Raw genomic sequence first — 25184 nt, 5'->3', positions numbered from 1 at the left:
CGCATACGGGCGCTATTAAATGCGTTAAACGCCGCCGGTCATAACAAGAAAAAGTCGCCTGAGGTTGAAAGAAAACGAATTTCTCCCGCATACTGAGGTATTACCTCAGGCTCAAGGAATTGCTTTATGGCTGAAGAAACTATTTTCAGTAAAATTCTCCGTCGGGAGATCCCCGCCGACGTGGTGTATCAGGACGAACTGGTAACGGCTTTTCGCGATATTTCACCCCAGGCGCCAACGCATATTTTGATTATCCCCAATATCCTGATCCCAACCGCCAATGACGTCGAGGCGGCGCACGAGCAGGCGCTGGGTCGGATGTTCACCGCCGCCGCAAAGATTGCGCGGGAAGAAGGCATTGACGAAGACGGCTATCGCCTGATTGTTAACTGCAATAAACATGGCGGTCAGGAAGTTTATCATATCCATATGCATCTGGTGGGCGGCAAGCCGCTTGGCCCGATGCTGTCACACTGATCCCTGAAGGGAACCTTGCTATGCGTTCATGGTTGATATGTCTGCCCGTGGCGTTGCTGAGCCTTACTGGTTGCAGCAGCGACAAACCGATGATTAATACATCGCAGTCACTGGTCATGGAGTCGTCTGTCCTCTCGGCGGGTATTATTACCGACGAGCCAACGCTGGATGACCATGACGGCCAGAAACGTGCCAGCAGCATACTTTACAATCAGCGTGAAACGCCGGTGGTTGTGCACTATCGTTACTACTGGTACGACGACAAAGGGCTTGAAATAACGCCGCGTGAACCGGCTCAGGTTGTCACGGTTCCCCCCAACGGAAGCGTCGCTGCGGTGTCGCAACTGGGTAATCTGACGGCCAGCAAGGTTCGTCTCTATATCTATCTCTGAGGACTGTTACGTGATTCGCAGTGTTAACCGTACTGGCGCGCTAATGATGGCGCTTATTCTTTCTGGCTGCGTGATGAAACAGCAGCAGCCAGCACCGGTCGAACCGACTCAGCCTGTGGAGCCGGTTCAGCCTGTTCCTCAGCCAGAGCAACCGATCCCCCAGCCTCAACCTGTTCCGCAACCGCCTAAGCTGGTGACGATTAACTGGGATGCCAGCGTGGAACCTTTGGTCGCACAAATGGTGCGCGCCGCCACGGTGACGCCGGGAAGCGTGTTGCTGGTCGATCGCATTAAAAACAGCACTAACGGCGCACTGCAGGGTGAAAAGGCGACCAGTGCTATTCAGAACGCGTTGAATAACAACGGTAAGTTCACTCTGGTGTCGTCAGAACAGCTGGCGCAGGCGAAACAAACACTTGGCCTTTCGCCAGACGACAGCCTGAACTCGCGCAGCAAGGCGATTGGCCTGGCGCGTAATCTCAACGCGCAGTACGTGCTCTACAGCACGGCCAAAGGCGATGTAAAATCACCGACCTTACAAATGCAGCTGATGCTGGTGCAGACGGGTGAAATTATCTGGTCTGGAAACGGTGTCGCCCAAAATTAATGCGGCGCTTCTGCAACTGATCAAGGCAACAACGGGCGGGCATCGGGTAACGGTAACACCGTTGGCAGGATTAACCGGGCAGAGCTGTCAGATCGTCACACAAAACGAACGGCTTCTCCTCCGCCCGGCGCCACAGTCAGCGATACCTTTCGTCAATCGCCAGCGCGAAGGGCGCGTGCTGCGTAAATTGCGGCTGAGCGGCCTGGTGCAGCGCCCGCTGGCGGGTAACCGGCACGGCATTATCCTGCCCTGGCAGGACGGTGAGGTGATGAGCGATGCCGGATTCCGTGCTGCACGGCCTCAGGTACTTGCCTTATTGCAACGGCTACACCAGCAGCCGCTCACCGGTTACCGTTTATCCCTTTTGCCCCTGCTGTGGCAGTACTGGCAGCGTTGCCAGCAGCGACAGCACCGCTGGTTGCAGCAGCTACAACGACTAACCAGACAGGGCGAACCGCGGCCGTTACGCCTTGCGCCGCTGCATATGGACGTGCATCCCGCTAATCTGATTCAGTCTGAACAGGGGCTGCACCTTATTGACTGGGAATATGCCGCAGACGGCGACGTGGCGCTTGAGCTGGCGGCCGTCTGTTTATCCGATCCCACTCAGCAAGAGCAGTGGCTACGTGACTATGCCGCGCTCATGCAGATCCCGCTGACATCATTGCAACACCAGGTTTCGCGCTGGCATCCCTGGCTGCATCTGTTAGTCGCCAGTTGGTATCAACTGCGCGCCGAACAGAGCGGCGATGCGCATTTACAACAGCTGGCTCAACAGAGCTGGCAGCAGATTTAACGGCTTTGTGCCGAGAAACAGGATTCAGGCTATGACAACAGGTTTCCCCGGCCCCTTGATGCTGGACGTCGAAGGTTTCGAACTGGATGCGGAAGAGCGTGAGATACTGCGCCATCCGCTGGTGGGTGGATTAATCCTTTTCGCCCGCAACTATCATGACCCCGCTCAACTGGCCGAGCTGGTGCGTCAGATTCGTGCCGCCTCGCCTACGCGCCTGGTGGTGGCGGTGGATCAGGAGGGCGGGCGAGTACAGCGTTTTCGTGATGGCTTTACGAATTTGCCCGCGATGCAGTCTTTTGCCGCGCTCAACGATATGACAACGGCAGGCGAGCTGGCGCAGCAGGCTGGCTGGCAGATGGCGGCCGAAATGATCGCGCTGGATATCGATATCAGCTTTGCGCCGGTGCTGGATATCGGCCATATCAGTGCGGCCATTGGCGATCGTGCGTTCCATGAGGATCCTGCGATTGCCCTGGCGATGGCGCGGCGTTTTATTGCCGGCATGCATGAGGCCGGAATGAAAACCACCGGTAAGCATTTCCCCGGTCACGGCGCGGTCAGTGCAGATTCCCACAAAGAGACACCGCGTGATGGCCGCAGCGAAGCCGAACTGCGCGAGCATGATATGGCGATATTCCGCACGCTGATCGGCGAGCAGGCGCTCGACGCTATTATGCCCGCACACGTGATCTATACGGAGGCCGATCCGCTCCCCGCCAGCGGTTCACCTTACTGGCTGAAAACGGTGTTACGCCAGGAGCTGGGTTTCAAGGGCGTGATTTTCTCGGACGATCTTTCAATGGAAGGCGCGGCGGTGATGGGCAGCTATGCCGAGCGTGCGCAACAGTCTCTGTCTGCCGGATGCGACATGATTCTGGTCTGTAACGACCGTCAGGGCGCGGTAAGCGTGATCGATAATTTGACCGTGATCGAGGCAGAGCCGGTGGTGCAGTTGTACCATCGGGGAACCTTTAGCCGGGACAGCCTGAAGGCCAGTCGCCGCTGGAAACAGAATGCGCAGCAGTTAAGCGCGCTGCAGGAACGCTGGCTGGCGCATAAAGCGACGTGGTAATCACGGGTTGCCCGGTGTGATGATCTTCAAGGATAAACATGATTATTTATCTTCACGGTTTCGATTCATCCAGTCCGGGCAACCACGAAAAAGTGCTGCAACTGCAGTTTATCGATCCTGACGTCAGGCTCATCAGCTACAGCACGCGCCATCCCAAACATGACATGCAGTTTCTGCTCAAAGAAACCGATAAAATGCTCAGTCTGAGCGACGATCCGCATCCGCTGATCTGCGGCGTAGGGCTGGGCGGGTACTGGTCAGAACGTATTGGTTTCTTGTGCGCGATCCGCCAGGCGATTTTCAATCCCAACCTGTTTCCGTACGAAAATATGGAAGGCAAGATAGATCGACCTGAAGAGTACCTGGACATTGCCACCAAGTGCGTCAGCGATTTTCGCGAACGTAACCGCGGCCGCTGCCTGACCCTTTTATCCCGCCACGATGAGATTCTCGACAGCCAGCGCAGCGCCGCACTGCTGGATCCCTACTACCCGATCGTTTGGGACGAAAGCGAAAGCCACAAGTTCCGCAATCTTTCCCCCCATCTTCACCGACTGAACGCCTTTAAAACGGCAGATTGACGCAGCCGGGCGCCCATGCGGTGCCCGATTGTGTAGTCGGCGTTGCCAGGAACTGTCTGCTAAATTTGATGTACATCAATTTTCTGAGGCCCATCGCTTCCCGCCATGCTATTCTGCCCCCAGATAGCGAAATTATGTCGCCAACCCTATGTTTATTAAGGTTTAATTTAACCATTGATTAACTTTTGGTTCACAATTTGAGGGGGTTTTTGTTGACTACATCTGTTAAGAAAATTGTCATCGTCGGCGGTGGCGCCGGTGGGCTGGAGATGGCAACGCAGTTAGGCCATAAGCTGGGTCGCAAGAAGAAAGCCGAGATTATCCTGGTTGACCGCAACCACAGCCATCTGTGGAAGCCGTTGCTGCATGAAGTGGCCACCGGCTCCATGGATGAAGGCATTGACGCCCTCAGCTATCTGGCGCATGCCCGCAACCACGGTTTTCAGTTCCAACTGGGCTCGTTGACGAACATCAACCGTGAGAAAAAAGTCATCCAACTGGCTGAAGTCGTGAATTCGCAGGGGGAGGTATTGGTTCCCGAGCGCGAGCTGGCTTATGACACGCTGGTCATGGCGCTGGGCAGTACCTCAAACGATTTCGGCACGCCAGGCGTTAAAGATCACTGTATTTTCCTCGACAATCCGCAGCAGGCGCGTCGTTTCCATAATGAAATGCTGAATCTGTTCCTGAAATTCTCTGCCAGCGAAGGGGCGGTGGAGAAGGTGAACATTGCTATCGTCGGCGGCGGTGCAACGGGTGTTGAGCTGTCGGCAGAACTGCACAATGCAGTTAAGCAGCTACACAGCTACGGGTATAAAGCACTGGGCAGCGAGGCACTCAACGTCACGCTGGTGGAGGCGGGCGAACGTATTCTGCCTGCGCTACCGCCACGTATCTCCTCTGCGGCCCATCAGGAGCTCAGCAAGCTTGGCGTACGCGTTCTGACACAAACGATGGTGACCAGCGCAGACAAGCTGGGCCTGCATACCAAAAGTGGCGAGTTTATTGAAGCCGACTTAATGGTCTGGGCGGCAGGGATTAAAGCGCCTGACTTTATGAAAGCGATCGGCGGGCTGGAAACCAATCGCATCAACCAACTGGTGGTGAAAGAGACACTCCAGACCACGCTGGATGACGACATCTATGCCATCGGTGATTGCGCGTCCTGCGCCTTACCCGGCGGTGGATTTGTGCCCCCGCGCGCGCAGTCCGCACACCAGATGGCATCCTGTGCGCTGGATAACATCCTGTTGCAATACCAGGGCAAGCCGCTTAAAGCCTATGTTTATAAAGACCACGGTTCACTGGTTTCTCTGTCACGCTTCAGCACCGTAGGAAGCCTGATGGGCAATCTGATGCGCGGATCGATGATGATAGAAGGGCGCATTGCCCGATTTGTCTATATATCACTGTATCGTATGCATCAGGTCGCGTTGCACGGTTATATTAAGACCGGGCTAATGATGATCGTGGGCAGTCTCAACCGGGTCATCCGCCCCCGTCTGAAGCTTCACTAATCGCATCATCTGATTTTGTTTTAACCCGCTGATTTCATTGCTAACTTGTCTGTTATGCCGTGAAGTCAGCGCGGTATCCGGCCCCCTCATCGTCGCTCAGAACTCTCCGAAAACGTGGCACTAACGCTTCAGGCACGCTTTTCTTCCCATTGTCTGATATTGCAAAAGCTTTACATCTGTAAAACTTATCTCAACCAAACGGCGAGTCGCGCACGTCGGTTCTGCCAGAGCTGTAAGGGATTTCCCAGCGGCAGGAATGCGCGGTAACACTTTCAGGAGGAACTTCCTGTGAATAAATCAATGTTAGCGGGTATCGGTATTGGCGTGGCAGCGGCACTGGGTGTAGCCGCCGTAGCAAGCATTAACGTGTTTGATCGCGGTCCACAATACGCACAGGTGCTGTCAGCAACCCCAATTAAAGAATCGATTAAACAACCGCGTCAGGAGTGTCGTAACGTGACGCTGACGCACCGTCGTCCGGTTCAGGATGAAAACCGTATCGCCGGTTCAGTACTGGGTGCGGTAGCCGGTGGTGTTCTCGGCCACCAGTTTGGCGGCGGTCGTGGACGCGACGTCGCAACGGTAGCCGGTGCGCTGGCGGGCGGTTATGCGGGCAACCAGGTTCAGGGCGGTATGCAGGATCGCGATACCTACACCACCTCTGAACAGCGTTGTAAAACCGTGTACGACAAGCAGGAAAAAATGCTGGGTTATGACGTCACCTATAAGATCGGCGACCAGCAGGGTAAAATCCGCATGGAAAACGATCCCGGTACCCGTATCCCGGTTGACCGTAACGGACAGTTAATCCTGAACGGCGATAAAGCATAAGATCCAGGGCAAAGCTTGCCGCATTGCGGTCACACAGCACACCATGAAACACGAAAGCGCATCTCCGGATGCGCTTTTTTTATGGGTCACCATGAAGGCTTTACCAACCTGCGTGACCCGATGAAGCCGCCGGGCGAGCCGAACACAGCGATAAACCTTATTCTGCTGAGCGGTAAAGCGGTGCGCGCCAGACAACATCGCCCTTAGACCGGGTCAGTCGGTAAGGTCGCCACCTTCACCAGCCATCGCCGCACAGCGCCTTCATCCTCAGAAGACAGATCGGCAAGCAGACCCGCTTCGGCCGCCTTAACGGCCGCTTTGCTCCGGGTCAGAACCTGCTGTCCTTCATCCGTCAGGCCAATAATCTGAATTCGACCATGCTCCTCGTGAGGGCGACGGTGGATCAGGCTTGCCCGCTCAAGGTTGCTGACAATCACGCTCATGGTTTGTGGCGTCAGCAAGGAGAGCCGGGCCAGTTCGGCACCCGATGCACCAGGGTAGGCTGCCAGCATCGTCAGCACGGAAAACTGGGGCAGAGTCAGGCCCGTGGCTTTCAGGGCATGTTCCATCCGCATCTTATGAACGGCATGCGCCTGACGAAGCAGATAGCCAATGTGGCCTTTTGTGCCGCGCATGCCTTCTCCAGGGCCGGGCAGCGACAGATTGTGCGATCCTGACTTGCGCATAATGTAAGAGCTCTTATATTGTTGTTCGTGTTCTTATATTAACAGGCAGGATTGATTATGGCATCGTATTCTCACCACCGAAGCGACTGGTCTACATTTGAACAAGCTGCGCCCGAGGTCGTTGCAGCGCTGGGCATGCTGGGCAAGGCGGTTGACCACGCAGGCCTGGATAAAACACTGACCGAACTGATCAAACTCCGGGCATCGCAGTTGAATGGCTGCGCATTTTGCCTTCAGTTTCATCTTAATGTGGCGCGTAAAGCCGGGCTGGCTTCAGCGAAAATCGATTTAGTCGCGACCTGGCGCGACGCGGGCATTTATTCCGGGCGTGAAGCGGCCGCTCTGGCATGGACGGAGGCGCTTACGCTGATGGCACAGCAGCCGATTCCGGATGCGCTATATGATGAGGTCAGTACCCTGTTTACGTCGCAGGAGATGATTTTCCTGACCTCGGCAATTGGGGCGATCAACGCCTGGAACCGAATTGCAGGTGCGTTGCAGTTTGCTCCGCCGCTGCCCAGATAAGTACAGGGCACGCCGTTCCGGATAAGCCTGTTTGCTCACGAGGCCGCCGGAAGGCAGGCATAAAAAAAGCCGCCCTGAGCGGGGCGGCTTCGCTTGATGCTGGTGGTGAGCGGGTTAAGAGGCGACCCGGTTTTCCATGAGCTGCGCCATAAACGACTGCACCCATTCCATACGCACCTTTCTTTCCGCCAGTTCACGGGTAAAGCGCAGGCGCGTCGGGCCTTCAAGCTTCCACTGCTTCGCATCTTTTTGCAGCAGGCCGATTAGCCAGGCAGGATCCACACTGTTTTGCGGCGCGAAATCAAAATAGCCACCTTTATCGCTGGCTTCGATTTTACGCACGCCAAGTGCTCTTGCCTTCATCCGCAACAGGGCAATGTCCAGCAGGTTACGGGCCGGATCGGGTAACAGACCGAAGCGGTCGATCATTTCCACCTTCAGCTCCTGCAACTCGTCTTCTGCTTCGGCACTGGCGATGCGTTTATACAGCGACAGGCGCGTATTCACGTCCGGAATAAACGCCTCAGGCAGCAGGGCGGGCATACGTAACTCGACTTCAGTTTGATTGCTGGTGAGATCTTCGAGGGAAGGTTCCCGACCGGCTTTCAGGGCATCAACCGCATTTTCCAGCAGTTCCATGTAGAGTGAAAAGCCCAGCGTTTCCATCTGACCACTTTGTTCTTCACCCAGCAGTTCGCCCGCGCCACGAATCTCCAGATCGTGCGTCGCCAGGGCAAAGCCTGCGCCCAGATCTTCCAGCGAGGCGATAGCTTCCAGGCGTTTTTGCGCGTCGGTCGTCATGGCTTTCGGGTGCGGCGTCAGCAGCCAGGCATAAGCCTGGTGGTGCGATCGGCCTACGCGTCCGCGCAGCTGGTGCAGCTGCGCCAGCCCGAAGTGGTCGGCGCGCTCAATAATAATGGTATTGGCCGTTGGGATATCAATGCCGGTTTCAATAATGGTGGTGCAGACCAGAACGTTGAAACGCTGATGATGGAAGTCATTCATCACCCGCTCAAGGTCGCGCTCGCGCATTTGCCCGTGGCCGATGGCGACGCGCGCCTCTGGCACCAGTTCCGTCAGGCGCTGAGCGGCTTTCTCAATGTTCTCAACATCGTTGTACAGGTAATAAACCTGACCCCCACGCAGGATTTCGCGCAGAATCGCTTCGCGGATCACCAGATCGTCAAATTCCCGAACAAAGGTTTTTACCGCGAGTCGACGCGCTGGTGGCGTGGCGATGATGGACAGATCGCGCATTCCGCTCATGGCCATATTCAGGGTGCGGGGGATCGGCGTAGCGGTCAGCGTCAGAATATCGACATCGGCACGCATCGCTTTGATGCGCTCTTTATGACGCACGCCAAACCGGTGCTCTTCATCCACAATCAGCAAGCCCAGATCGTGCCATTTGATATCGCTCATCAACAGCTTATGCGTACCAATCAGAATGTCGATTTTGCCTTCGCTGGCTTCCTGTAGTATCTGGTTTTGCTCCCTGGCGCTGCGGAAGCGGGACAGCATTTCGATGCGCACGGGCCAGTTAGCGAAACGATCGCGGAAGTTATCATAGTGCTGCTGTGCCAGCAGCGTGGTCGGCACCAGCACCGCCACCTGCTTATTGTTTTCCACCGCCAGGAAGGCGGCACGCATCGCCACTTCTGTTTTACCGAAGCCCACATCGCCACAGACCAGACGATCCATCGCCAGCGGCTGACACATATCGCTTAACACGGCATTGATAGCCTGAGCCTGATCGGGCGTGGTTTCAAACGGGAAGCTTTCGCAGAAGAGCTGATACTGCTCGCGGTCGTGTTTAAAGGCATAGCCGCTTTTTGCCGCGCGCTGCGCATAGATATCCAGCAGCTCGGCGGCGACGTCGCGCACTTTCTCGGCCGCTTTCTGACGGGCGCGTGACCAGGCATCGCTGCCCAGCTTGTGCAGCGGCGCGTTTTCATCGGCGCCACCCGCATAGCGGCTGATCAGATGAAGCGAGGAAACCGGCACGTACAGCTTGGCATCGTTGGCATAAGAGAGCATCAGATACTCGGCCTGGATGCCGCCGGCTTCAAGCGTGGTCAGGCCGATATAGCGGCCCACACCATGTTCAAGATGCACGACCGGCTGCCCCGGATGCAATTCCGCCAGGTTGCGGATCAGAATGTCCGGATTAATGGTACGGCGCGTATCCTGGCGGCGACGGCTGATGCGCTCGCCCAGCAGATCGCTTTCACAGATCAGCGCACGATGGCCTTGCGTATCCACAAAGCCACGCTCGCTGGCGCCGATCATTAGCGCATGCTCTCCGGCGCTGACTTCGCGCAGATGATGAATAGCCTTAGGGCGAATTTTGATGCGCGCCAGCAGCTCTTGCAGGCTTTCACGGCGGCCTTCGCTCTCCACGGAGAACACGACGCCGCCGCTGAACTGCTCCAGAAACTGACGCAGGTTATCCAGCGGGGCTTTCGCCTGGGCCTGAACCGATAAGTCCGGCAGAGATTCATAACCCAGGTTGGTGTTGGCCGCTTTGGCAGGCAAAACGTCATGGGACATACGGATGCGCGGCCAGGCTTTCAGCTCGCTCATCAACGCATCCGGCCTCAGCCACAGCGTGGCGGGCTCAAGCAGCGGACGCATCGGGTCAACACGGCGATTTTCGTAGCGCGCGTTGGCATCATTCCAGAATCGGTCTGCGCCGCCTTCCAGATCGCCGCAGTTAACAATCAGCGTATTATCAGGCAGATAGCTGAACAGCGAGGGTAACGGCTGTTCAAAGAACAAGGGTTGCCAGTATTCAATACCGGCGGGGAGGGTGCCTTTGCTCACCTGCTGATAAACATGCTCGGCTTCACGGCGAACATCAAAAATTTCACGCCAGCGGCTGCGGAAGAGCTCTATAGCGGCTTTATCGCTGGGAAACTCGTGGGCCGGCAGCAGATTGATGGCGGGAACGGCTTCCAGCGTGCGCTGGCTGTCGACGTCAAACAGGCGCAGGCTGTCGATCTCGTCATCAAAAAAATCAATACGGTAAGGTTGCTCGCTGCCCATCGGGAACAGGTCGAGCAGGGCGCCGCGGGTCGCGTATTCCCCGTGCTCCATCACCTGGTCCACATGGCGGTAGCCCGCCTGTTCAAGCTGATCGCGCAGGCGATCGCGTGACAGTTTCTGACCCTGCTGCATCACCAGCGCATGGCCGTGCAGGAAGCTGTGCGGGCAAACGCGCTGCATCAGCGTGTTGACCGGCATAATCAGCATGCCGCGCTGCAAGGTAGGCAGTTGATACAGGGTGGAAAGACGGGCCGAAATAATGTCCTGATGCGGTGAGAAACTGTCATAAGGCAGCGTCTCCCAGTCTGCGAGATGCGTGACAGGCAAATCGGTAAACTGACGAATCTCGTCCAGCAGTCGCAGGGCGGTTTGCGTATCGGGTGTAATCATTAACACCGGACCAGCATGACGCTCGGTAATGCTGGCACACTCAACCGCGTGCGCAGCGCCAGTCAGCTGGCCGAGCTGGCGTTGATCGCCAGATTTCACGGGCAGGGTATAGCGAGTCGGTTCGGACATGTGATCTCGAGGTTGCTCCATTTTTACCAGGGCGTAATCATTCCATAATACGCCATGGGGATCACCTCTGCGGTAAATTTTTCTACCGCTTCGCCTTTAGGCAGGCGTGGCTGAAGGGTTGCTGTGTGTAAATCTTTTTTGCGAACAAGGTCCGCAGGAAAGTCAAACGGGTACATCAGCGCGACGTTCATTGCCGTCATCACTTTAGGATACGGAGTATATCGGCTTCCGCGCTGAATAATCGTACGATTAACCCCCTCTTTGTAGCCTAATCCTGTGCATCGAACACTTTCCTAACCTATTCTGATACAACTTTGCAGCAGACTCAGAGGGTTAGTGGTTTCATAAAGTGGGCCGCTCCTTTATCATCCTCTCTACTTATTTTCCAGCAACTGCACATTGGATTCCATGTATCAACCTGTCGCGCTATTTATCGGTCTGCGCTACATGCGCGGAAGAGCCGCAGACCGTTTCGGTCGCTTTGTCTCCTGGCTCTCCACCATTGGTATCACGCTTGGCGTGCTGGCAATGATTACTGTGCTGTCTGTGATGAATGGTTTCGAGCGAGAGCTTGAGGGCAACATCCTGGGCCTGATGCCGCAGGCGCTGGTCACCAGCGACAAAGGCAGCATCAATCCTCAACAATTCCCGGCATCCGCTCTTAAGCTGAACGGCGTTAACCGCATTGCGCCGTTAACCACCGCGAACGTCGTGCTGCAAAGCCCACACAGCGTTTCGGTTGGGGTGATGTTAGGCATTCAGCCGGATGAAAAAGACCCGCTTACGCCCTACCTCGTTAACACCCAGCAGACTGTGCTGCAGCCGGGACAGTACAACGTTATCCTGGGTGAACAACTGGCCTCGCAACTCGGCGTCAAACGCGGAGATACGCTGCGATTAATGGTGCCGTCGGTGAGCCAGTTCACCCCGATGGGCCGCGTACCGAGCCAGCGTCTGTTTACCGTCGCCGGAACCTATGCGGCTAACAGCGAGGTGGACGGCTACCAGATCCTGGTCAATCAACAGGATGCCTCACGGATAATGCGCTATCCGGCAGGGAATATCACCGGCTGGCGTCTGTGGCTGGATAAACCGCTGCAGGTAGATACCGTCACTCAGCAACGCTTACCGGCGGGAATGGTATGGAAGGACTGGCGCGAGCGTAAAGGGGATCTGTTCCAGGCCGTGCGCATGGAAAAGAACATGATGGGGCTGCTGCTGAGCCTGATTATTGCCGTCGCTGCCTTTAATATCATCACCTCGCTGGGCCTGTTGATCATGGAGAAGCAGGGCGAAGTGGCTATTCTGCAAACCCAGGGATTAACCCGCCGTCAGATTGTCGCCGTCTTTATGGTACAGGGCGCCAGTGCCGGCATCATCGGCACGCTGCTCGGTGCACTGCTGGGCGTGCTGTTAGCCAGCCAGCTTAACAACCTGATGCCGGTTATCGGCCTGTTCCTGGATGGCGCGGCGCTGCCCGTCGATATTAATATGTGGCAGGTGGTGACTATCGCCTTCAGCGCAATGATTATTGCTCTGCTTTCCACGCTTTACCCTTCATGGCGCGCTGCCGCCGTACAACCCGCTGAGGCTTTACGCTATGAGTAACTCTCCTTTGTTGCAGTGCCGTGACCTGTGCAAACGCTATCAGGAAGGCAGCGTCCAGACCGACGTACTGCGCAATGTGACCTTTGATGTGCAACCTGGTGAACTGATGGCGATTGTTGGCAGTTCGGGTTCAGGTAAAAGTACCCTGTTGCACCTGCTGGGCGGGCTGGATGCGCCCACCTCGGGAGAAGTGGTGTTTGACGGCCGTTCGCTAAACGGGATGTCATCCTCTGCTAAAGCGGAGTTACGTAATCGTGAGCTCGGCTTTATCTATCAGTTTCACCATCTGCTGCCTGATTTCACCGCGCTGGAAAATGTCGCCATGCCGTTACTGATCGGCAAAGTGGCTAAAGGCGAAGCGCAGACCCGCGCGCGCGAAATGCTGGCGGCGGTCGGGCTGGAACACCGTGCGGCGCATCGTCCCTCGGAACTCTCTGGCGGTGAACGTCAACGTGTGGCTATCGCCCGTGCGCTGGTTAACCGCCCGCGCCTGGTCATGGCCGATGAGCCAACGGGTAACCTGGATGCGCGCAACGCCGACGCGATTTTCGAACTGTTGGGTGAACTGAATGTGCGTCAGGGCACCGCGTTTCTGGTGGTGACACACGACCTGCATCTGGCGAAGCGCATGTCGCGGCAGATGGAGATGCGTGACGGCCAGTTAAGCGATCGCATCGTTCTTGCGGGAGCGGTCTGATGGGATCGTCGTTATCGCTGCTGTTGGGGCTGCGTTTTAGCCGCGGTCGCCGTCGGGGGGGAATGGTTTCGCTGATCTCCGTTATTTCCACGATCGGTATCGCCCTGGGCGTGGCGGTATTAATCATTGGCCTCAGCGCAATGAACGGATTTGAACGTGAGCTGAACAAGCGCATTCTTGCCGTGGTGCCGCACGGGGAGATTGAAGCGGTTAATCCGCCGTTTCAGCACTGGCAGTCCATGATTGCACCGATTGAGCAGGTATCGGGTATCGCCGCTGCGGCTCCCTATATCAATTTTACCGGACTGATTGAAAGCGGCACAAAGATGGAAGCGCTGCAGGTTAAAGGCGTGGATCCGGCGCAGGAACCGCGTTTAAGCGCGCTGCCGCAGTTTGTCACAAACAACGCCTGGGCAAGCTTTGCGCCGGGTAAAAGTCAGATCATCCTCGGTGGCGGCATTGCTCAGGCGCTGAACGTGAAGCAGGGCGACTGGATCACCATCATGATCCCTAACAATGATGGCGAAAATAAACTACTGCAACCTAAACGCATTCGTTTGCAGGTGAGCGGCATTCTTCAGTTGAGCGGCATGCTGGATCACAGCCTGGCGCTGGTGCCGCTTGCGGATGCGCAGCAATATCTGGATATGGGCGACAACGTCACCGGTATCGCGCTGAAAATGAACGATCCGTTCCAGGCGGCCAAACTGGTGCGGGCGGCCGGAGAAGTCACGCACGCTTACGTCTATATCAAAAGCTGGATCGGCACCTACGGCTATATGTACCGCGATATTCAAATGATCCGCGCCATCATGTATCTGGCGATGGTGCTGGTTATTGGCGTGGCCTGTTTCAACATCGTTTCCACGCTGGTGATGGCCGTGAAAGACAAGAGCAGTGATATTGCGGTACTGCGCACGCTGGGGGCGAAAGACGGGCTGATCCGCGCCATCTTTATCTGGTATGGCCTGCTGGCGGGCTTACTGGGCAGCGTCAGCGGCGTAGTGGTTGGGGTGCTGGTGGCGCTCAACCTCACTTCGCTGATGAAAGGGCTGGAATCCCTGACCGGTCACCATTTATTAGCGGGCGATATCTATTTCATTGACTTCCTGCCGTCTGAATTACACTGGCTGGACGTGTTTTCGGTATTGATTACCGCTATTGTGCTAAGCCTGCTGGCAAGTTGGTATCCGGCGCGGCGCGCCAGTCGTATCGATCCGGCTCGCGTGCTGAGCGGCCAGTAATCAGCTCAGGCGCCCGCGCCTGACAGCAGGATGATGTAAACCTTAAACCGACCACCGGGCCTCATCGCCCGCTTTATATTGAACCGCGGTAGCTGCCTTTCGCTACCGCACCAGGAGACTTTATGCGTACACCTCGTCGCCGTTTACGACTTGCCCGCCTGAAGAAAACGCGCAGAAAAGTGCATCAGCGCTTTCGCCAGCGTATTTTCGAACGCGATCGTCAGGCCGAACTGGCGGCGCACCCGTTGCCGAGAATCGTTGTCTTAACGGGTGCGGGGATATCCGCAGAATCGGGAATTAACACCTTTCGTGCCGCTGACGGATTATGGGAAGAGCACCGGGTAGAAGATGTCGCGACGCCAGAAGGTTTCAGACGTGACCCGGCGCTGGTTCAGCGTTTTTATAACGCCCGTCGCCAGCAGCTACAGCAGCCGGAGATCCAGCCCAACGCGGCACATCTTGCCCTGGCGGAGCTGGAACAGGTATTGGGCGATAACTTTCTGTTGGTCACGCAGAATATCGATAATTTGCATGAACGCGCGGGCAACAGCCGCGTGCTGCACATGCACGGCGAGCTGTTAAAAGTGCGCTGCGCCAACAGCGGCCAGGTTATCGACTGGCATGAAGATGTCACGCCAGAAGATCGCTGTACCTGCTGTCAGTTCCCCTCGGTGCTGCGTCCGCACGTCGTCTGGTTCGGCGAAATGCCGCTCGGCATGGAAGAGATCTACCAGGCGCTGGAGCAGGCGAATCTGTTTATCGCCATTGGCACCTCGGGCCATGTTTATCCGGCCGCCGGATTCGTCCATGAGGCAAAACTGCAGGGGGCGCATACGGTAGAGCTGAACCTTGAACCGAGCCAGGTCGGTAACGAGTTTGCCGAAAGCCACTATGGACTGGCCAGCGAGGTGGTGCCTGCTTTTGTGCATAAGCTGCTGCACGCGCTACACAAATAACGCCTTGTGCCACCGGATGAATCGCGGGCTACTCGCCCGCTGTTCATCCAGACACGTTTCCAGCGTCCTTCCGTCCTCCTTCGTTTCAGCGCGATCGCCGCACCCATTTTTTCCGCCCGGAAACCATTGTGTGTCGCCTGTCCGCAGGCTGCCAGCGGCCCCACGCAGACCCGCACAGCGTTCAAAAACAGGCCCAGCTTTAATGCTGCGGGCGACGGCCGTGAAAAGCGTGCGAAAATCGCCGCAAAAAACAGCGGTTGCATGCTTTTTAATGCAATTCGCCATTCTTAATTTGCCGCACAGGGACTAACCTGAAGGATAATGATTTGACGCAACGCGACCGCTTGCTCGTCTGTTAATAATAACGGGCGGCAAATTTTAAGGATGGCATATGAAGCAATTACTCGAACGCTTTTTGCGTTATGTGGCAGTGGAAACTCAGGCAAAACCTCAGGCACGTCAGGTGCCAAGCAGTGAAGGGCAGTGGATTCTGGCCCGCCAGCTGCAGGAAGAGCTGCTGGCGTTGGGCTTTGTTGATGTCAGCCTCAGCGATCACTGCTGTGTGATGGGCACGTTACCGGCAAATGTTGACTGGCCAACGCCGGTTATTGGCTTTATTTCTCATATGGATACCTCGCCGGATTTTACTGCGAAAAATGTCAATCCGCAGATCATCGAAAACTACCGGGGCGGAGATATTGCGCTGGGAAATGGGGATGAAGTGCTGTCACCGGTGATGTTTCCGGTGCTCCATAAGCTGACGGGGCACACGCTGATCACCACCGACGGAAAAACTCTGCTGGGTGCTGATGACAAAGCCGGTATAGCAGAAATCATGACGGCGATGGCGCGGCTGGCAGAGGGCGATATTCCGCACGGCGCGATTCGCGTTGCCTTCACTCCGGATGAAGAGATTGGCCGCGGCACATCGCATTTCGATGTTGAAGGTTTTGCGGCAGACTGGGCTTATACCGTTGACGGTAGCGATGTGGGCGAATTCGAATACGAAAACTTCAATGCGGCTTCGGCGCTGGTGAAGGTGGTGGGTAACAACGTTCACCCCGGCTCCGCGAAAAACGTGATGGTGAATGCGCTGGAACTGGCCACCCGCTTTAACGCCGCGCTGCCTGCCGGAGAGAAACCAGAGTGCACTGACGGCTATGAAGGCTTCTTCCATCTTCACCAGATGAAGGGCACGGTTGAAAATGCGGAGATGCACTACATCATCCGTGATTTCGATACGGCAGCCTTTGAACAGCGGAAAAATACGCTGCTGCAGGTGGCGGAGGAGATCAACAAGGGATTGCATCCGGACTGCTCTGTTACCGTGGAGATCAGCAACAGCTATCGCAACATGCGTGAGAAAGTCGAACCTTTCCCGCACATTATCGACCTGGCCCTGCAGGCGATGCGCGACTGCGGCATCGAGCCGGTGGTGAAACCGATTCGCGGCGGTACGGACGGTTCGTCGCTGTCATGGAAAGGGCTACCTTGTCCAAACCTGTTTACCGGTGGCTATAACTATCACGGCAAACATGAATTTGCGTCGCTGAATATTATGGCGCAATCGGTTGAGGTTATCGTCCGTCTGGCGGCGCTGGCGGGGCAGAGAAAAGCCTGAATATAAAAGGCCGCGTTGCCCGACAGGGCAACGCGGCCGTTAAAACCGTGGCAACGGCAAGGCGTTATTCCGCGCTAAAGTACCAGTAACCGGCGTTGACCAGCCCGGCAATCTGCGCCAGTACCGCGGGATCGTCCAGCGCATCACCCAAATCCTCAAGCGCGATTTCGTGATTGTGCGCCAGCACAGCCATGACCGCCGGGTGCGCGCACTCAACGCGTTCGCCGTTGATATAGACGGCATTGCCCAGCGTCAGGACGCGTAAGCCGCCAAGGCGCGACAGCACATCGCCCTGCTGCAGCGCATCGTAGATTTCATCGGGCTGATAAGGCGGCTCCGGCGGCGCAACATCGAGTTCATGTCGGGACTGCGAAATAAACTCACCCAGCCACTGTTCAAAATGCGCTGGCTGATTCACCACATCCAGCATCACCTTGCGCAAGCCTTCGACCTCCTGCGGCAGGATCAGCGACGGGCAGTCACGCGCGGGCACGTCCGGATCGCTGTAACGCAGGCTACCCAGCTCATTCGCCAGCGCGTAATCGGCAAAGCCGCTAATCAGCTCACGCCCGCTGGGCGCGCGGAAGCCCACAGAGTAGTTCAGAGCATTTTCCAGCGAGTATCCTTCGTGCGGAAATCCGGGTGGAATATACAGAATATCGCCCGGCTCCATCTCTTCATCAATGATGGCATCGAAAGGTTCGACCTGAAGCAGGTCAGGATGAGGACAATGCTGTTTCAGCGGTACTTTTTCCCCGACGCGCCAGCGACGACGGCCGGTGCCCTGAATGATAAACACATCATACTGGTCAAAGTGCGGGCCAACGCCTCCGCCGGGTACGGAAAAGGAGATCATCAGGTCATCTAAGCGCCAGTCCGGCAGAAAGCGGAAAGGGCGCATCAGCGCGGCGGAAGGTTCATGCCAGTGGTTCACCGCCTGCACCAGCAGTGACCAGTTGTTCTCACCCAGGTGATCATAACTTTCAAACGGACCGTGGCTGACCTGCCACTTTTCGTTTTGCTGGCTGACCAGACGGCTGTCGACCTCATTTTCCATAGCTAATCCCGCCAGTTCATCAGGCGAGATGGGATCGATAAAGTTCTTGAAGCCACGCTTCAGCACCACCGGGCGCTTTTGCCAGTAACGCTGAATAAAATCGGGCCAGTTGAGATCGAGCTGATAATCCATAGAGAGATTCCGCTAAGGGCTGTAAATACCCGCAAGTATAACAGCCCGCGGCGTGAACTACTCGCGGCGATGTTCCATTTCCTGCCGCTCAAACACCACTTCCATGCGCGCACCGCCTAACGGGCTACTGGAGGCAATCACCTTACCGGCATACTGTTCGAGAATATCGCGAACTACCGCCAGCCCTAGCCCCTGACCGGGACGTAAGGTATCGGCGCGCTGCCCACGCACAAATATCATATCGCGTTTGCTTTCAGGAATGCCCGGACCGTCATCATCAATATAAAGATGCAAGGCATGGTCGGTCTGATGGGCGCTGACTTCAATAAATTCCAGACAGTACTTGCAGGCGTTATCCAGGACGTTACCCAGCACTTCCATAAAGTCATTCTGATCGCCGAAGAAGGTGGTTTCCGGTGAGATATCCAGCGTGATTTCGACGCCTTTGCGCTGATAAACCTTATTCAGCGCTGAACACAAGCTGTCCAGCAAACCGGACACTGAATGCAGATCGCGCTGCAGCGGATTGTGATCGGCCTGCATGCTGGCGCGGTGCAGGTAATATCCCACCTGCTGCGAAATGCGGCTGATCTGCTCCAGCATAATCGGTTCGGCCTGTTCCACCGTCAGCTCTTTACCGCCGCGCAGAGAGCGCAGGGTAGTTTGCAGCACCGCCAGCGGCGTTTTCAGGCTATGGGTCAGGTCAGCAAGCGTGGTGCGGTAGCGGGTATACCGCTGACGTTCGTTGGTCAGCAGCAGATTAAGGTTACGCACCAGCGAGCGTAACTCCTGCGGCGGATTGTCATCCAGGTTTTCACGCTGTCCGGTTTCCAGCTCGCGCACCTGAAGCGTTAAATGCCCGATTGGACGCAGGCTCCAGTGGGCCGCCAGCCAGAGCAAGGGAACGATTAAAATCAGGTTGGCCGCCAGCACATAGCTGAACCATGACCAGACCACATCGGAATGCTGAAGCTCCTGCGGAATCGTATCGACCACGACAATGGTCAGCGCGGGCAGATTGGTTGTCGCGTCATAGCGGTTTACCGCTACCGAGTGGGTAAAGGTGTCCTGATCGTCATCGTCATTATCCCAGGCGTGGAGCTGCTGCTGAGCGGTAAGGTTATCGCCCATCGCAGCCCGGCTGGTGCTGTTGTTGGTATCTATCTCATAGAAGTCCGGCTTCAACAGCCATTCAGGTTGGATCTTTTCACGAATTTCCGGCACGTCGCGCTGCTGCCAGAGCAGTTTGCCGTGTTCATCATAAATAAATACCAGCGTTGGGAAATTGAGCATCGTGCGCTCAGGCTGGGCGATGGTGAGCTTATTATCTTTCCACTGTGCCAGGGTGAAAAATAAATTACTTTCTCCCCGCATCACGCGATAGGTATTTTTATCAAAACTTACCACATAGCCAATGACCGCAACCATGCCATAAGAAAGGGAAAGAATTAATACAATGGCGGCGGAAGCCAGTAAGAAGCGCGTCCGCAGCGAAATAGGGCGATAGCGTTTAAACCAGGACATCATCAGAGATCAAAGCGGTAGCCCTGGCCGCGAACGGTAGCGATGACTTCGTCAGAATGCAGCGCAAGAATCTTTTTACGCAGACGTCCCATTAAAACATCGATCGTGTGACTTTCACGTAATTCTGCATCGGGATAAAGCTGCAGCATTAAGGAGTCTTTACTCACCACTTTGCCAGCGTTGCGAATAAGGGTTTCCACAATCGTGTATTCAAATGCGGTCAGCTTAACGGGCTGGTCGTGAATCGTGAGTTCGCGACGGGATAAATCCACCTGAAAGGGGGCCATGGCAATAATCTGCGACGCATGACCGCTGTTGCGGCGCATTAATGCCTGCAGGCGTGCGGCGACTTCCTCAATATGAAAAGGCTTCGTCACATAATCATCCGCACCGGCTTCCAGGGCTTCGACTTTCGCCTGCCAGCCTTCGCGTGCGGTCAGGACCAAAATAGGCTGACGCACGGCGTCATTACGCCAGCGACGAATTAACGACATGCCATCTTCGTCCGGTAATCCCAGATCGACCAACGCAATGTCGGGCAGATGTTCCTGGAGAAAATAATCGGCTTCTTTGGCATCTTCGGCAGCATCAACCTGATGACCCATTTCTCGCAGTTGTACTGAAAGATGGTGGCGCAGCAGGGCATTATCTTCCACAACCAGAACACGCATAGGATTTCCTTTAGCATCAGATCGAAACGAATTTAAACAAGTATAAGCGAAATGAACTAAACAGCAGGTTAACGCAGACCGGCGGCAACCGGTCTGCAGGCAGGATTTTATTTCAGGTCATCAACCATCTGAATCGCGCGACCAATATAATTTGCCGGGGTCATCTGTTTTAAGCGAACTTTTTCGTCTTCCGGCAGCGCCAGGCTGTCGATAAAGGCCTGCATACCGGCCGCATCAACGCGCTTGCCACGGGTCAGTTCTTTCAACTTCTCATAAGGTTTTTCAATACCGTAGCGACGCATAACGGTCTGGATCGGCTCTGCCAGCACTTCCCAGTTATGATCCAGTTCGTCAAGCAGACGATCCCGGTTCACTTCCAGCTTGGAAATGCCTTTCAGGGTAGCCTGATAAGCGATCAGCGCATAACCCACGCCCACGCCAAGGTTACGCAGCACGGTAGAGTCGGTCAGATCGCGCTGCCAGCGGGAAACCGGCAGTTTGCTGGCCAGGTGCTGCATCACCGCGTTTGCCAGGCCCAGATTGCCTTCTGAGTTTTCGAAGTCAATCGGGTTTACTTTATGCGGCATGGTGGAAGAGCCGATTTCGCCCGCGATGGTTTTTTGTTTGAAGTGGTTGAGCGCCACATAGCCCCAGATATCGCGATCGAAATCGATCAGGATGGTATTAAAGCGGGCGATGCAGTCGAACAGCTCGGCAATATAGTCGTGTGGCTCAATCTGGGTGGTGTAGGGATTCCAGGTAATGCCCAGCGAGGTCACAAATTCTTCGCTTAACTGGTGCCAGTCGGCTTCCGGGTAAGCGGCAATGTGCGCGTTATAGTTGCCCACGGCACCGTTGATTTTGCCCAGCACTTCAATCTGCGACAGCTGGCGTAGCTGACGTTCCATGCGGTAGGCCACGTTGGCCATCTCTTTACCCATGGTGGACGGCGTTGCGGGCTGACCGTGAGTACGTGACAGCAGAGGAATGTCACGGTATTCCTGCGCCAGTCCTTTTACCGCGGCAATCAGCTGCTGCCAGTAAGGCAGAATGACATCGCGACGCGCCGTTTCCAGCATTAACGCGTGAGACAGGTTATTGATGTCTTCAGAGGTACAGGCGAAGTGAATAAACTCAGACACCGCGTGCAGCGCAGGCACGTCAGCCACTTTTTCTTTCAGGAAATACTCAACCGCTTTCACGTCATGGTTAGTGGTGCGCTCAATCGTTTTGATGCGCGCGGCGTCCGTTTCATTGAAACTGGTGACAATCCCATCAAGGAAAGCGTTTGCGTCAGCATCAAATGCAGGAACTTCCTTGATCTCTGCGGTCGCAGCCAGTTTTTGTAACCAGCGAACTTCAACCTCAACGCGGAACTTCAGCAAACCAAATTCGCTGAAGATTGCGCGCAGCGGGCTGACTTTATCGCCGTAACGACCATCGACAGGTGAGACGGCGGTCAGAGAGGATAATTCCATCAGTGCAACTCCTGATTCATTTACGGTGTTTGCCCCACTGACTCAGTAAGCCAGTGGCAGGCGGGATAAAAGGGCTTTGGCTTCGCGCAGCAGGCGCTGGCGCGAAAACATCAGCTGCAGTCGGCCTCCGCCGACCTGCTGCCAGAGTACGGCGGCACGAATACCGGCCAGCAACGTGGCGCGAACTTTACTTTGTAACAGGGAATTCTGCAGGACAGCCGGGGAACCGGTAACCTGAATGCGCGGCCCGAGCGGGCTGATGACATCCACATAAATACCGGCCATGGCACTCAGAATCGTGTCCGATTCCAGTTCGTAGTGCGCCAGTTGGCGATCGAGCTGGCTGATGCGCTGGGCCAGCGTATTCATGGCCTGCTTATTGGCATTCAGTTTGCGCTCCAGCACCATCAGACTCAGCGTATAACGGGTCAGCTCTGCGCTGGCGCCTTTACGGTTGCTGCTGTTCAGCACCGCCATCAGGGTTTCAAGCCCAAGGCGCAGGTTGGCTTCATTGTTGCCGAATACCGCCAGCGTGGAGGTGGGGTTGAGATCCAGCACGCTGCGCAGGGATACCGTCAGCGCTTCAGGCTGACAGTGACCCTGATTGGCTAACTGCTGCACAAGATGGGCAGCCTGGCAAATGCCCGCCAGCGCGAGGGTGATTTCCTGATAGTTTTTTGCCACGGTCACTCCTGTTTACGCGTTATTAGCGCCGGTATTATGCGGCAACCCAAGGCAAACGCTCTTCAATGATGCCGCCACCCAGGCAAACATCGCCAAGGTAGAACACCGCAGACTGCCCCGGGGTGACCGCGGCAACCGGTTCGTCGAACCGGACTTCAATTTTGTCATCGCCTTGCGGAATGATTTCGCACGGGATATCGGTCTGGCGATAGCGGGTTTTCACCGTACAGCGCAGCGGGGCGCGGAGCGGCTGACGATCGACCCAGTGCAGTTGCTGGGCGATGAGGCCGACCGACATCAGACGCGGGTGATCGCCACCCTGCGCCACGATCAAACGATTACGCGCCACGTCTTTATCTACCACATACCAGGGATCGTCTTTGCTTTCTTTCATACCGCCGATGCCCAGCCCTTTGCGCTGGCCCAGCGTATGGTACATCAGCCCCTGATGCTCACCGACAACCTGGCCATCAACGGTTTCGATTTCACCGGGCTGAGCGGGCAGGTAGCGCGCCAGGAATTCACGGAACTTGCGTTCACCGATGAAACAAATGCCGGTGGAATCTTTTTTCTTAGCCGTGATTAATTCAAGCTCTTCAGCGATGCGGCGGACTTCGGGTTTTTCCAGCTCGCCGACCGGAAACAGGCTCTGGGCAATTTGTTCATGGCTGAGCGTATAAAGGAAGTAGCTCTGGTCTTTGTTTCCATCCCGTCCGCGCAGCAGATGGCTGCGGCCGTCACTGTCCTGACGACGGACGTAGTGACCGGTTGCGATAAAGTCTGCGCCCAGATCTTCAGCGGCAAACTCCAGAAACGCTTTGAACTTAATTTCTTTATTACACAGGATATCGGGATTCGGTGTGCGACCGGCCTTGTACTCTTCAAGGAAGTGCTCAAAGACGTTATCCCAGTATTCCGCCGCAAAATTCACTTTGTGCAGTTTAATACCCAGTTTGTCGCACACGGCTTGCGCATCCGCCAGATCGTCAGCGGCGGTACAATACTCCTCGCCATCGTCTTCCTCCCAGTTCTTCATGAACAGGCCTTCAACCTGATAGCCCTGCTGTTGCAGTAACCAGGCGGAAACGGAAGAATCGACGCCGCCGGACATCCCGACGATCACTTTTTTCTGGCAGTTATCAGACATCACAAGCTCGCAAAACAATAAAACAGGCGGCGCATTCTATCACGCTGAAGTCGGGTGCGCACCTGCATGAAACGGCCAGTTGAACGGGCTAATCAGGTCTAACGGGTAGCGAACCCCCTGTTGCCATCGACGTACGCTTTCTGCCACCAGCGGCGAACGCAGGTTAGATGCCGTCAGTATCTGCTCTGGCGGCAGCCACCAGCAGCGATCAATGTCGCTGTCCTGCGGAGCGGTGGGCAGTGGCGCATCCAGATCCAGACCAAACAGAAACCGCACAAAAGGCGTATTATCGGGGGCTATCCACTGGTTGATTCCAATAAAATACTGCACCGCGGCGTCAATTCCTGTCTCTTCAATCAGTTCACGCTGCGCGGCTTCATGAAGTGTTTCGTCGGCTTCAAGATGACCGGCGGGCTGGTTCCAGGTTGCCACACCGTTCACCTGTTCTTCCACGACCAGAAGTTTTCCCTGTGCCTGTACCAGGCACGCCACGGTGACATGCGGTTTAAACATCGATCCTCCGGAATTGTTAACTTGAAGTTATGGAAATGATAACAGCATTCAGACTAAGGTGCTGATATCCCGCCATTCGCCGGGGGCCAGATTATCCAGCTCAAAGTCACCCATCGCATAGCGCACCAGGCGCAATGTCGGGAAGCCAATATGGGCGGTCATGCGTCTGACCTGGCGGTTGCGTCCTTCATACAGGGTGATTTTCAGCCACTGCGTGGGTATCGCTTTTCGCTCACGAATGGGCGGCTGACGTGCCCACAACCATTCGGGTTCTGCTACTTTTTCGATACCGGCTGGCAGAGTAAGGCCGTCTTTCAGATTAACCCCATCCCGTAGGGGCTGCAGATCGCGCTCTTCTGGCGCGCCTTCAACCTGAACATAATAAATCTTGCCGGTACGCTTGCCGGGCTGGGTGAGCGCGGCCTGCAAGGCTCCATCGTTGGTCAGCACCATCAGTCCTTCACTGTCGCGGTCAAGACGACCCGCGGCATAAACCTCGCTCACATCAATAAAATCTTTAAGCGTCCGGCGGCCGGCTTCGTCCGTAAACTGCGGTAACACATCAAAGGGTTTATTGAACAGGAGCACGCGCCTGACGGCAGGCGGCGCTACCGCTTTACGTTGCACGGGGCGAGTTTGTCGGCTGAATCGTTTATTTGGTTGAGAAGTCTGATTAGTTTTTCGCATAAGCTTTGCAGTCAGAAACATTCAGCGCATTATAACGCGAAATTGCGGTGATTGGCGTGGCGTCAATATTCAAGTAGTATTGACGCGCATCTTACAAATCATTAACAAAAAATCGCT

Annotated in this window: 25 protein-coding genes; 15 read left to right on the top strand and 10 right to left on the bottom strand. The window is 55.8% G+C overall.

Annotated elements, in window-relative coordinates; translation table 11 throughout:
- The first annotated feature begins 126 nt into the window (after positions 1-126).
- The 9 genes from hinT to P9J57_RS12825 all read left to right on the top strand — a co-directional run bounded on the left by hinT (position 127) and on the right by P9J57_RS12825 (position 6480).
- Positions 127-477, top strand: a complete 351-nt coding sequence (gene hinT, locus P9J57_RS12865; RefSeq protein WP_013025376.1) for a purine nucleoside phosphoramidase — start codon at positions 127-129, stop codon at positions 475-477.
- A gap of 20 nt (positions 478-497) precedes the next feature.
- Positions 498-869, top strand: coding sequence for a YcfL family putative periplasmic lipoprotein (locus P9J57_RS12860; protein ID WP_013025377.1), 372 nt, complete (start codon positions 498-500; stop codon positions 867-869).
- 10 nt (positions 870-879) lie between these two features.
- Complete coding sequence (gene lpoB / locus P9J57_RS12855; RefSeq protein WP_013025378.1) at positions 880-1476, top strand: penicillin-binding protein activator LpoB; 597 nt, start codon at positions 880-882, stop codon at positions 1474-1476.
- Complete coding sequence (gene thiK, locus P9J57_RS12850) at positions 1436-2272, top strand: thiamine kinase (RefSeq protein WP_194762148.1); 837 nt, start codon at positions 1436-1438, stop codon at positions 2270-2272. Before lpoB ends, thiK begins: the two co-directional genes overlap by 41 nt.
- Positions 2273-2303: 31 nt before the next feature.
- Positions 2304-3344 carry a beta-N-acetylhexosaminidase gene (nagZ, locus tag P9J57_RS12845; protein WP_014593437.1) on the top strand — a complete coding sequence of 347 codons (1041 nt, stop codon included), beginning with the start codon at positions 2304-2306 and terminating at the stop codon, positions 3342-3344.
- Positions 3345-3382: 38 nt separating this feature from the next.
- Positions 3383-3925, top strand: a complete 543-nt coding sequence (ycfP, locus tag P9J57_RS12840) for an alpha/beta hydrolase YcfP (RefSeq protein WP_014606124.1) — start codon at positions 3383-3385, stop codon at positions 3923-3925.
- A 212-nt stretch (positions 3926-4137) separates the two neighbouring features.
- The gene (locus P9J57_RS12835) at positions 4138-5442 is read left to right on the top strand and encodes an NAD(P)/FAD-dependent oxidoreductase (protein ID WP_015700551.1); all 1305 of its coding nucleotides are present in this window, start codon (positions 4138-4140) and stop codon (positions 5440-5442) included.
- Between the two features lie 288 nt (positions 5443-5730).
- On the top strand, positions 5731-6273 hold the full coding sequence (locus P9J57_RS12830; RefSeq protein ID WP_013025383.1) for a glycine zipper 2TM domain-containing protein: 543 nt from the start codon (positions 5731-5733) through the stop codon (positions 6271-6273).
- Between the two features lie 81 nt (positions 6274-6354).
- Complete coding sequence (locus P9J57_RS12825; RefSeq protein ID WP_275269359.1) at positions 6355-6480, top strand: hypothetical protein; 126 nt, start codon at positions 6355-6357, stop codon at positions 6478-6480.
- On the opposite strand, the gene P9J57_RS12820 is transcribed toward P9J57_RS12825, so the two are convergent.
- The gene (locus P9J57_RS12820) at positions 6477-6908 is read right to left on the bottom strand and encodes a MarR family winged helix-turn-helix transcriptional regulator (protein ID WP_227008725.1); all 432 of its coding nucleotides are present in this window, start codon (positions 6906-6908) and stop codon (positions 6477-6479) included. The genes P9J57_RS12825 and P9J57_RS12820 overlap by 4 nt on opposite strands.
- Positions 6909-7016: 108 nt before the next feature.
- Here P9J57_RS12820 and P9J57_RS12815 point away from each other — a divergent pair, with 108 nt between their 5' ends.
- A complete protein-coding gene (locus P9J57_RS12815; protein ID WP_029568640.1) occupies positions 7017-7484 on the top strand; it encodes a carboxymuconolactone decarboxylase family protein in 468 nt (155 codons plus the stop codon).
- 114 nt (positions 7485-7598) lie between these two features.
- Here P9J57_RS12815 and mfd read toward each other — a convergent pair whose 3' ends face one another.
- Entirely contained in the window at positions 7599-11048 is a 3450-nt protein-coding gene (gene mfd, locus P9J57_RS12810; protein WP_028715013.1) for a transcription-repair coupling factor, read from the bottom strand.
- A 408-nt stretch (positions 11049-11456) separates the two neighbouring features.
- On the opposite strand from mfd, the gene lolC reads away from it, so the two are divergent.
- The 5 genes from lolC to pepT all read left to right on the top strand — a co-directional run bounded on the left by lolC (position 11457) and on the right by pepT (position 17174).
- Entirely contained in the window at positions 11457-12656 is a 1200-nt protein-coding gene (gene lolC / locus P9J57_RS12805) for a lipoprotein-releasing ABC transporter permease subunit LolC (protein ID WP_014593442.1), read from the top strand.
- Positions 12649-13353 carry a lipoprotein-releasing ABC transporter ATP-binding protein LolD gene (lolD, locus tag P9J57_RS12800; RefSeq protein WP_014606120.1) on the top strand — a complete coding sequence of 235 codons (705 nt, stop codon included), beginning with the start codon at positions 12649-12651 and terminating at the stop codon, positions 13351-13353. Before lolC ends, lolD begins: the two co-directional genes overlap by 8 nt.
- Positions 13353-14597: a lipoprotein-releasing ABC transporter permease subunit LolE gene (gene lolE, locus P9J57_RS12795; protein WP_483279248.1), complete on the top strand. Its 1245-nt coding sequence runs from the start codon at positions 13353-13355 to the stop codon at positions 14595-14597. The genes lolD and lolE overlap by 1 nt, the downstream gene beginning before the upstream one ends.
- Positions 14598-14719: 122 nt before the next feature.
- Positions 14720-15553, top strand: a complete 834-nt coding sequence (cobB, locus tag P9J57_RS12790; RefSeq protein ID WP_014606118.1) for a Sir2 family NAD+-dependent deacetylase — start codon at positions 14720-14722, stop codon at positions 15551-15553.
- Positions 15554-15944: 391 nt separating this feature from the next.
- A complete protein-coding gene (gene pepT, locus P9J57_RS12785; RefSeq protein ID WP_013025392.1) occupies positions 15945-17174 on the top strand; it encodes a peptidase T in 1230 nt (409 codons plus the stop codon).
- A 64-nt stretch (positions 17175-17238) separates the two neighbouring features.
- On the opposite strand, the gene P9J57_RS12780 is transcribed toward pepT, so the two are convergent.
- The 8 genes from P9J57_RS12780 to rluE all read right to left on the bottom strand — a co-directional run bounded on the left by P9J57_RS12780 (position 17239) and on the right by rluE (position 25088).
- The gene (locus P9J57_RS12780; protein ID WP_013025393.1) at positions 17239-18363 is read right to left on the bottom strand and encodes a ribosomal protein uL16 3-hydroxylase; all 1125 of its coding nucleotides are present in this window, start codon (positions 18361-18363) and stop codon (positions 17239-17241) included.
- A 57-nt stretch (positions 18364-18420) separates the two neighbouring features.
- Positions 18421-19887, bottom strand: coding sequence for a two-component system sensor histidine kinase PhoQ (gene phoQ / locus P9J57_RS12775; RefSeq protein ID WP_033765901.1), 1467 nt, complete (start codon positions 19885-19887; stop codon positions 18421-18423).
- 2 nt (positions 19888-19889) lie between these two features.
- The gene (gene phoP, locus P9J57_RS12770; RefSeq protein WP_013025395.1) at positions 19890-20558 is read right to left on the bottom strand and encodes a two-component system response regulator PhoP; all 669 of its coding nucleotides are present in this window, start codon (positions 20556-20558) and stop codon (positions 19890-19892) included.
- A 107-nt stretch (positions 20559-20665) separates the two neighbouring features.
- Complete coding sequence (gene purB / locus P9J57_RS12765; RefSeq protein ID WP_014606117.1) at positions 20666-22036, bottom strand: adenylosuccinate lyase; 1371 nt, start codon at positions 22034-22036, stop codon at positions 20666-20668.
- 42 nt (positions 22037-22078) lie between these two features.
- Positions 22079-22720 carry a high frequency lysogenization protein HflD gene (gene hflD, locus P9J57_RS12760; protein WP_015700544.1) on the bottom strand — a complete coding sequence of 214 codons (642 nt, stop codon included), beginning with the start codon at positions 22718-22720 and terminating at the stop codon, positions 22079-22081.
- Positions 22721-22754: 34 nt separating this feature from the next.
- A complete protein-coding gene (mnmA, locus tag P9J57_RS12755) occupies positions 22755-23867 on the bottom strand; it encodes a tRNA 2-thiouridine(34) synthase MnmA (RefSeq protein WP_014606115.1) in 1113 nt (370 codons plus the stop codon).
- A gap of 39 nt (positions 23868-23906) precedes the next feature.
- Complete coding sequence (locus P9J57_RS12750; RefSeq protein ID WP_013025399.1) at positions 23907-24380, bottom strand: NUDIX domain-containing protein; 474 nt, start codon at positions 24378-24380, stop codon at positions 23907-23909.
- Between the two features lie 48 nt (positions 24381-24428).
- Entirely contained in the window at positions 24429-25088 is a 660-nt protein-coding gene (gene rluE / locus P9J57_RS12745; protein ID WP_022623601.1) for a 23S rRNA pseudouridine(2457) synthase RluE, read from the bottom strand.
- Between the last annotated feature and the right edge of the window lie 96 nt (positions 25089-25184).

The organism is Pantoea sp. nfd-35 (assembly GCF_056892255.1).
This window is presented reverse-complemented; position numbering and strand designations above follow the sequence as displayed.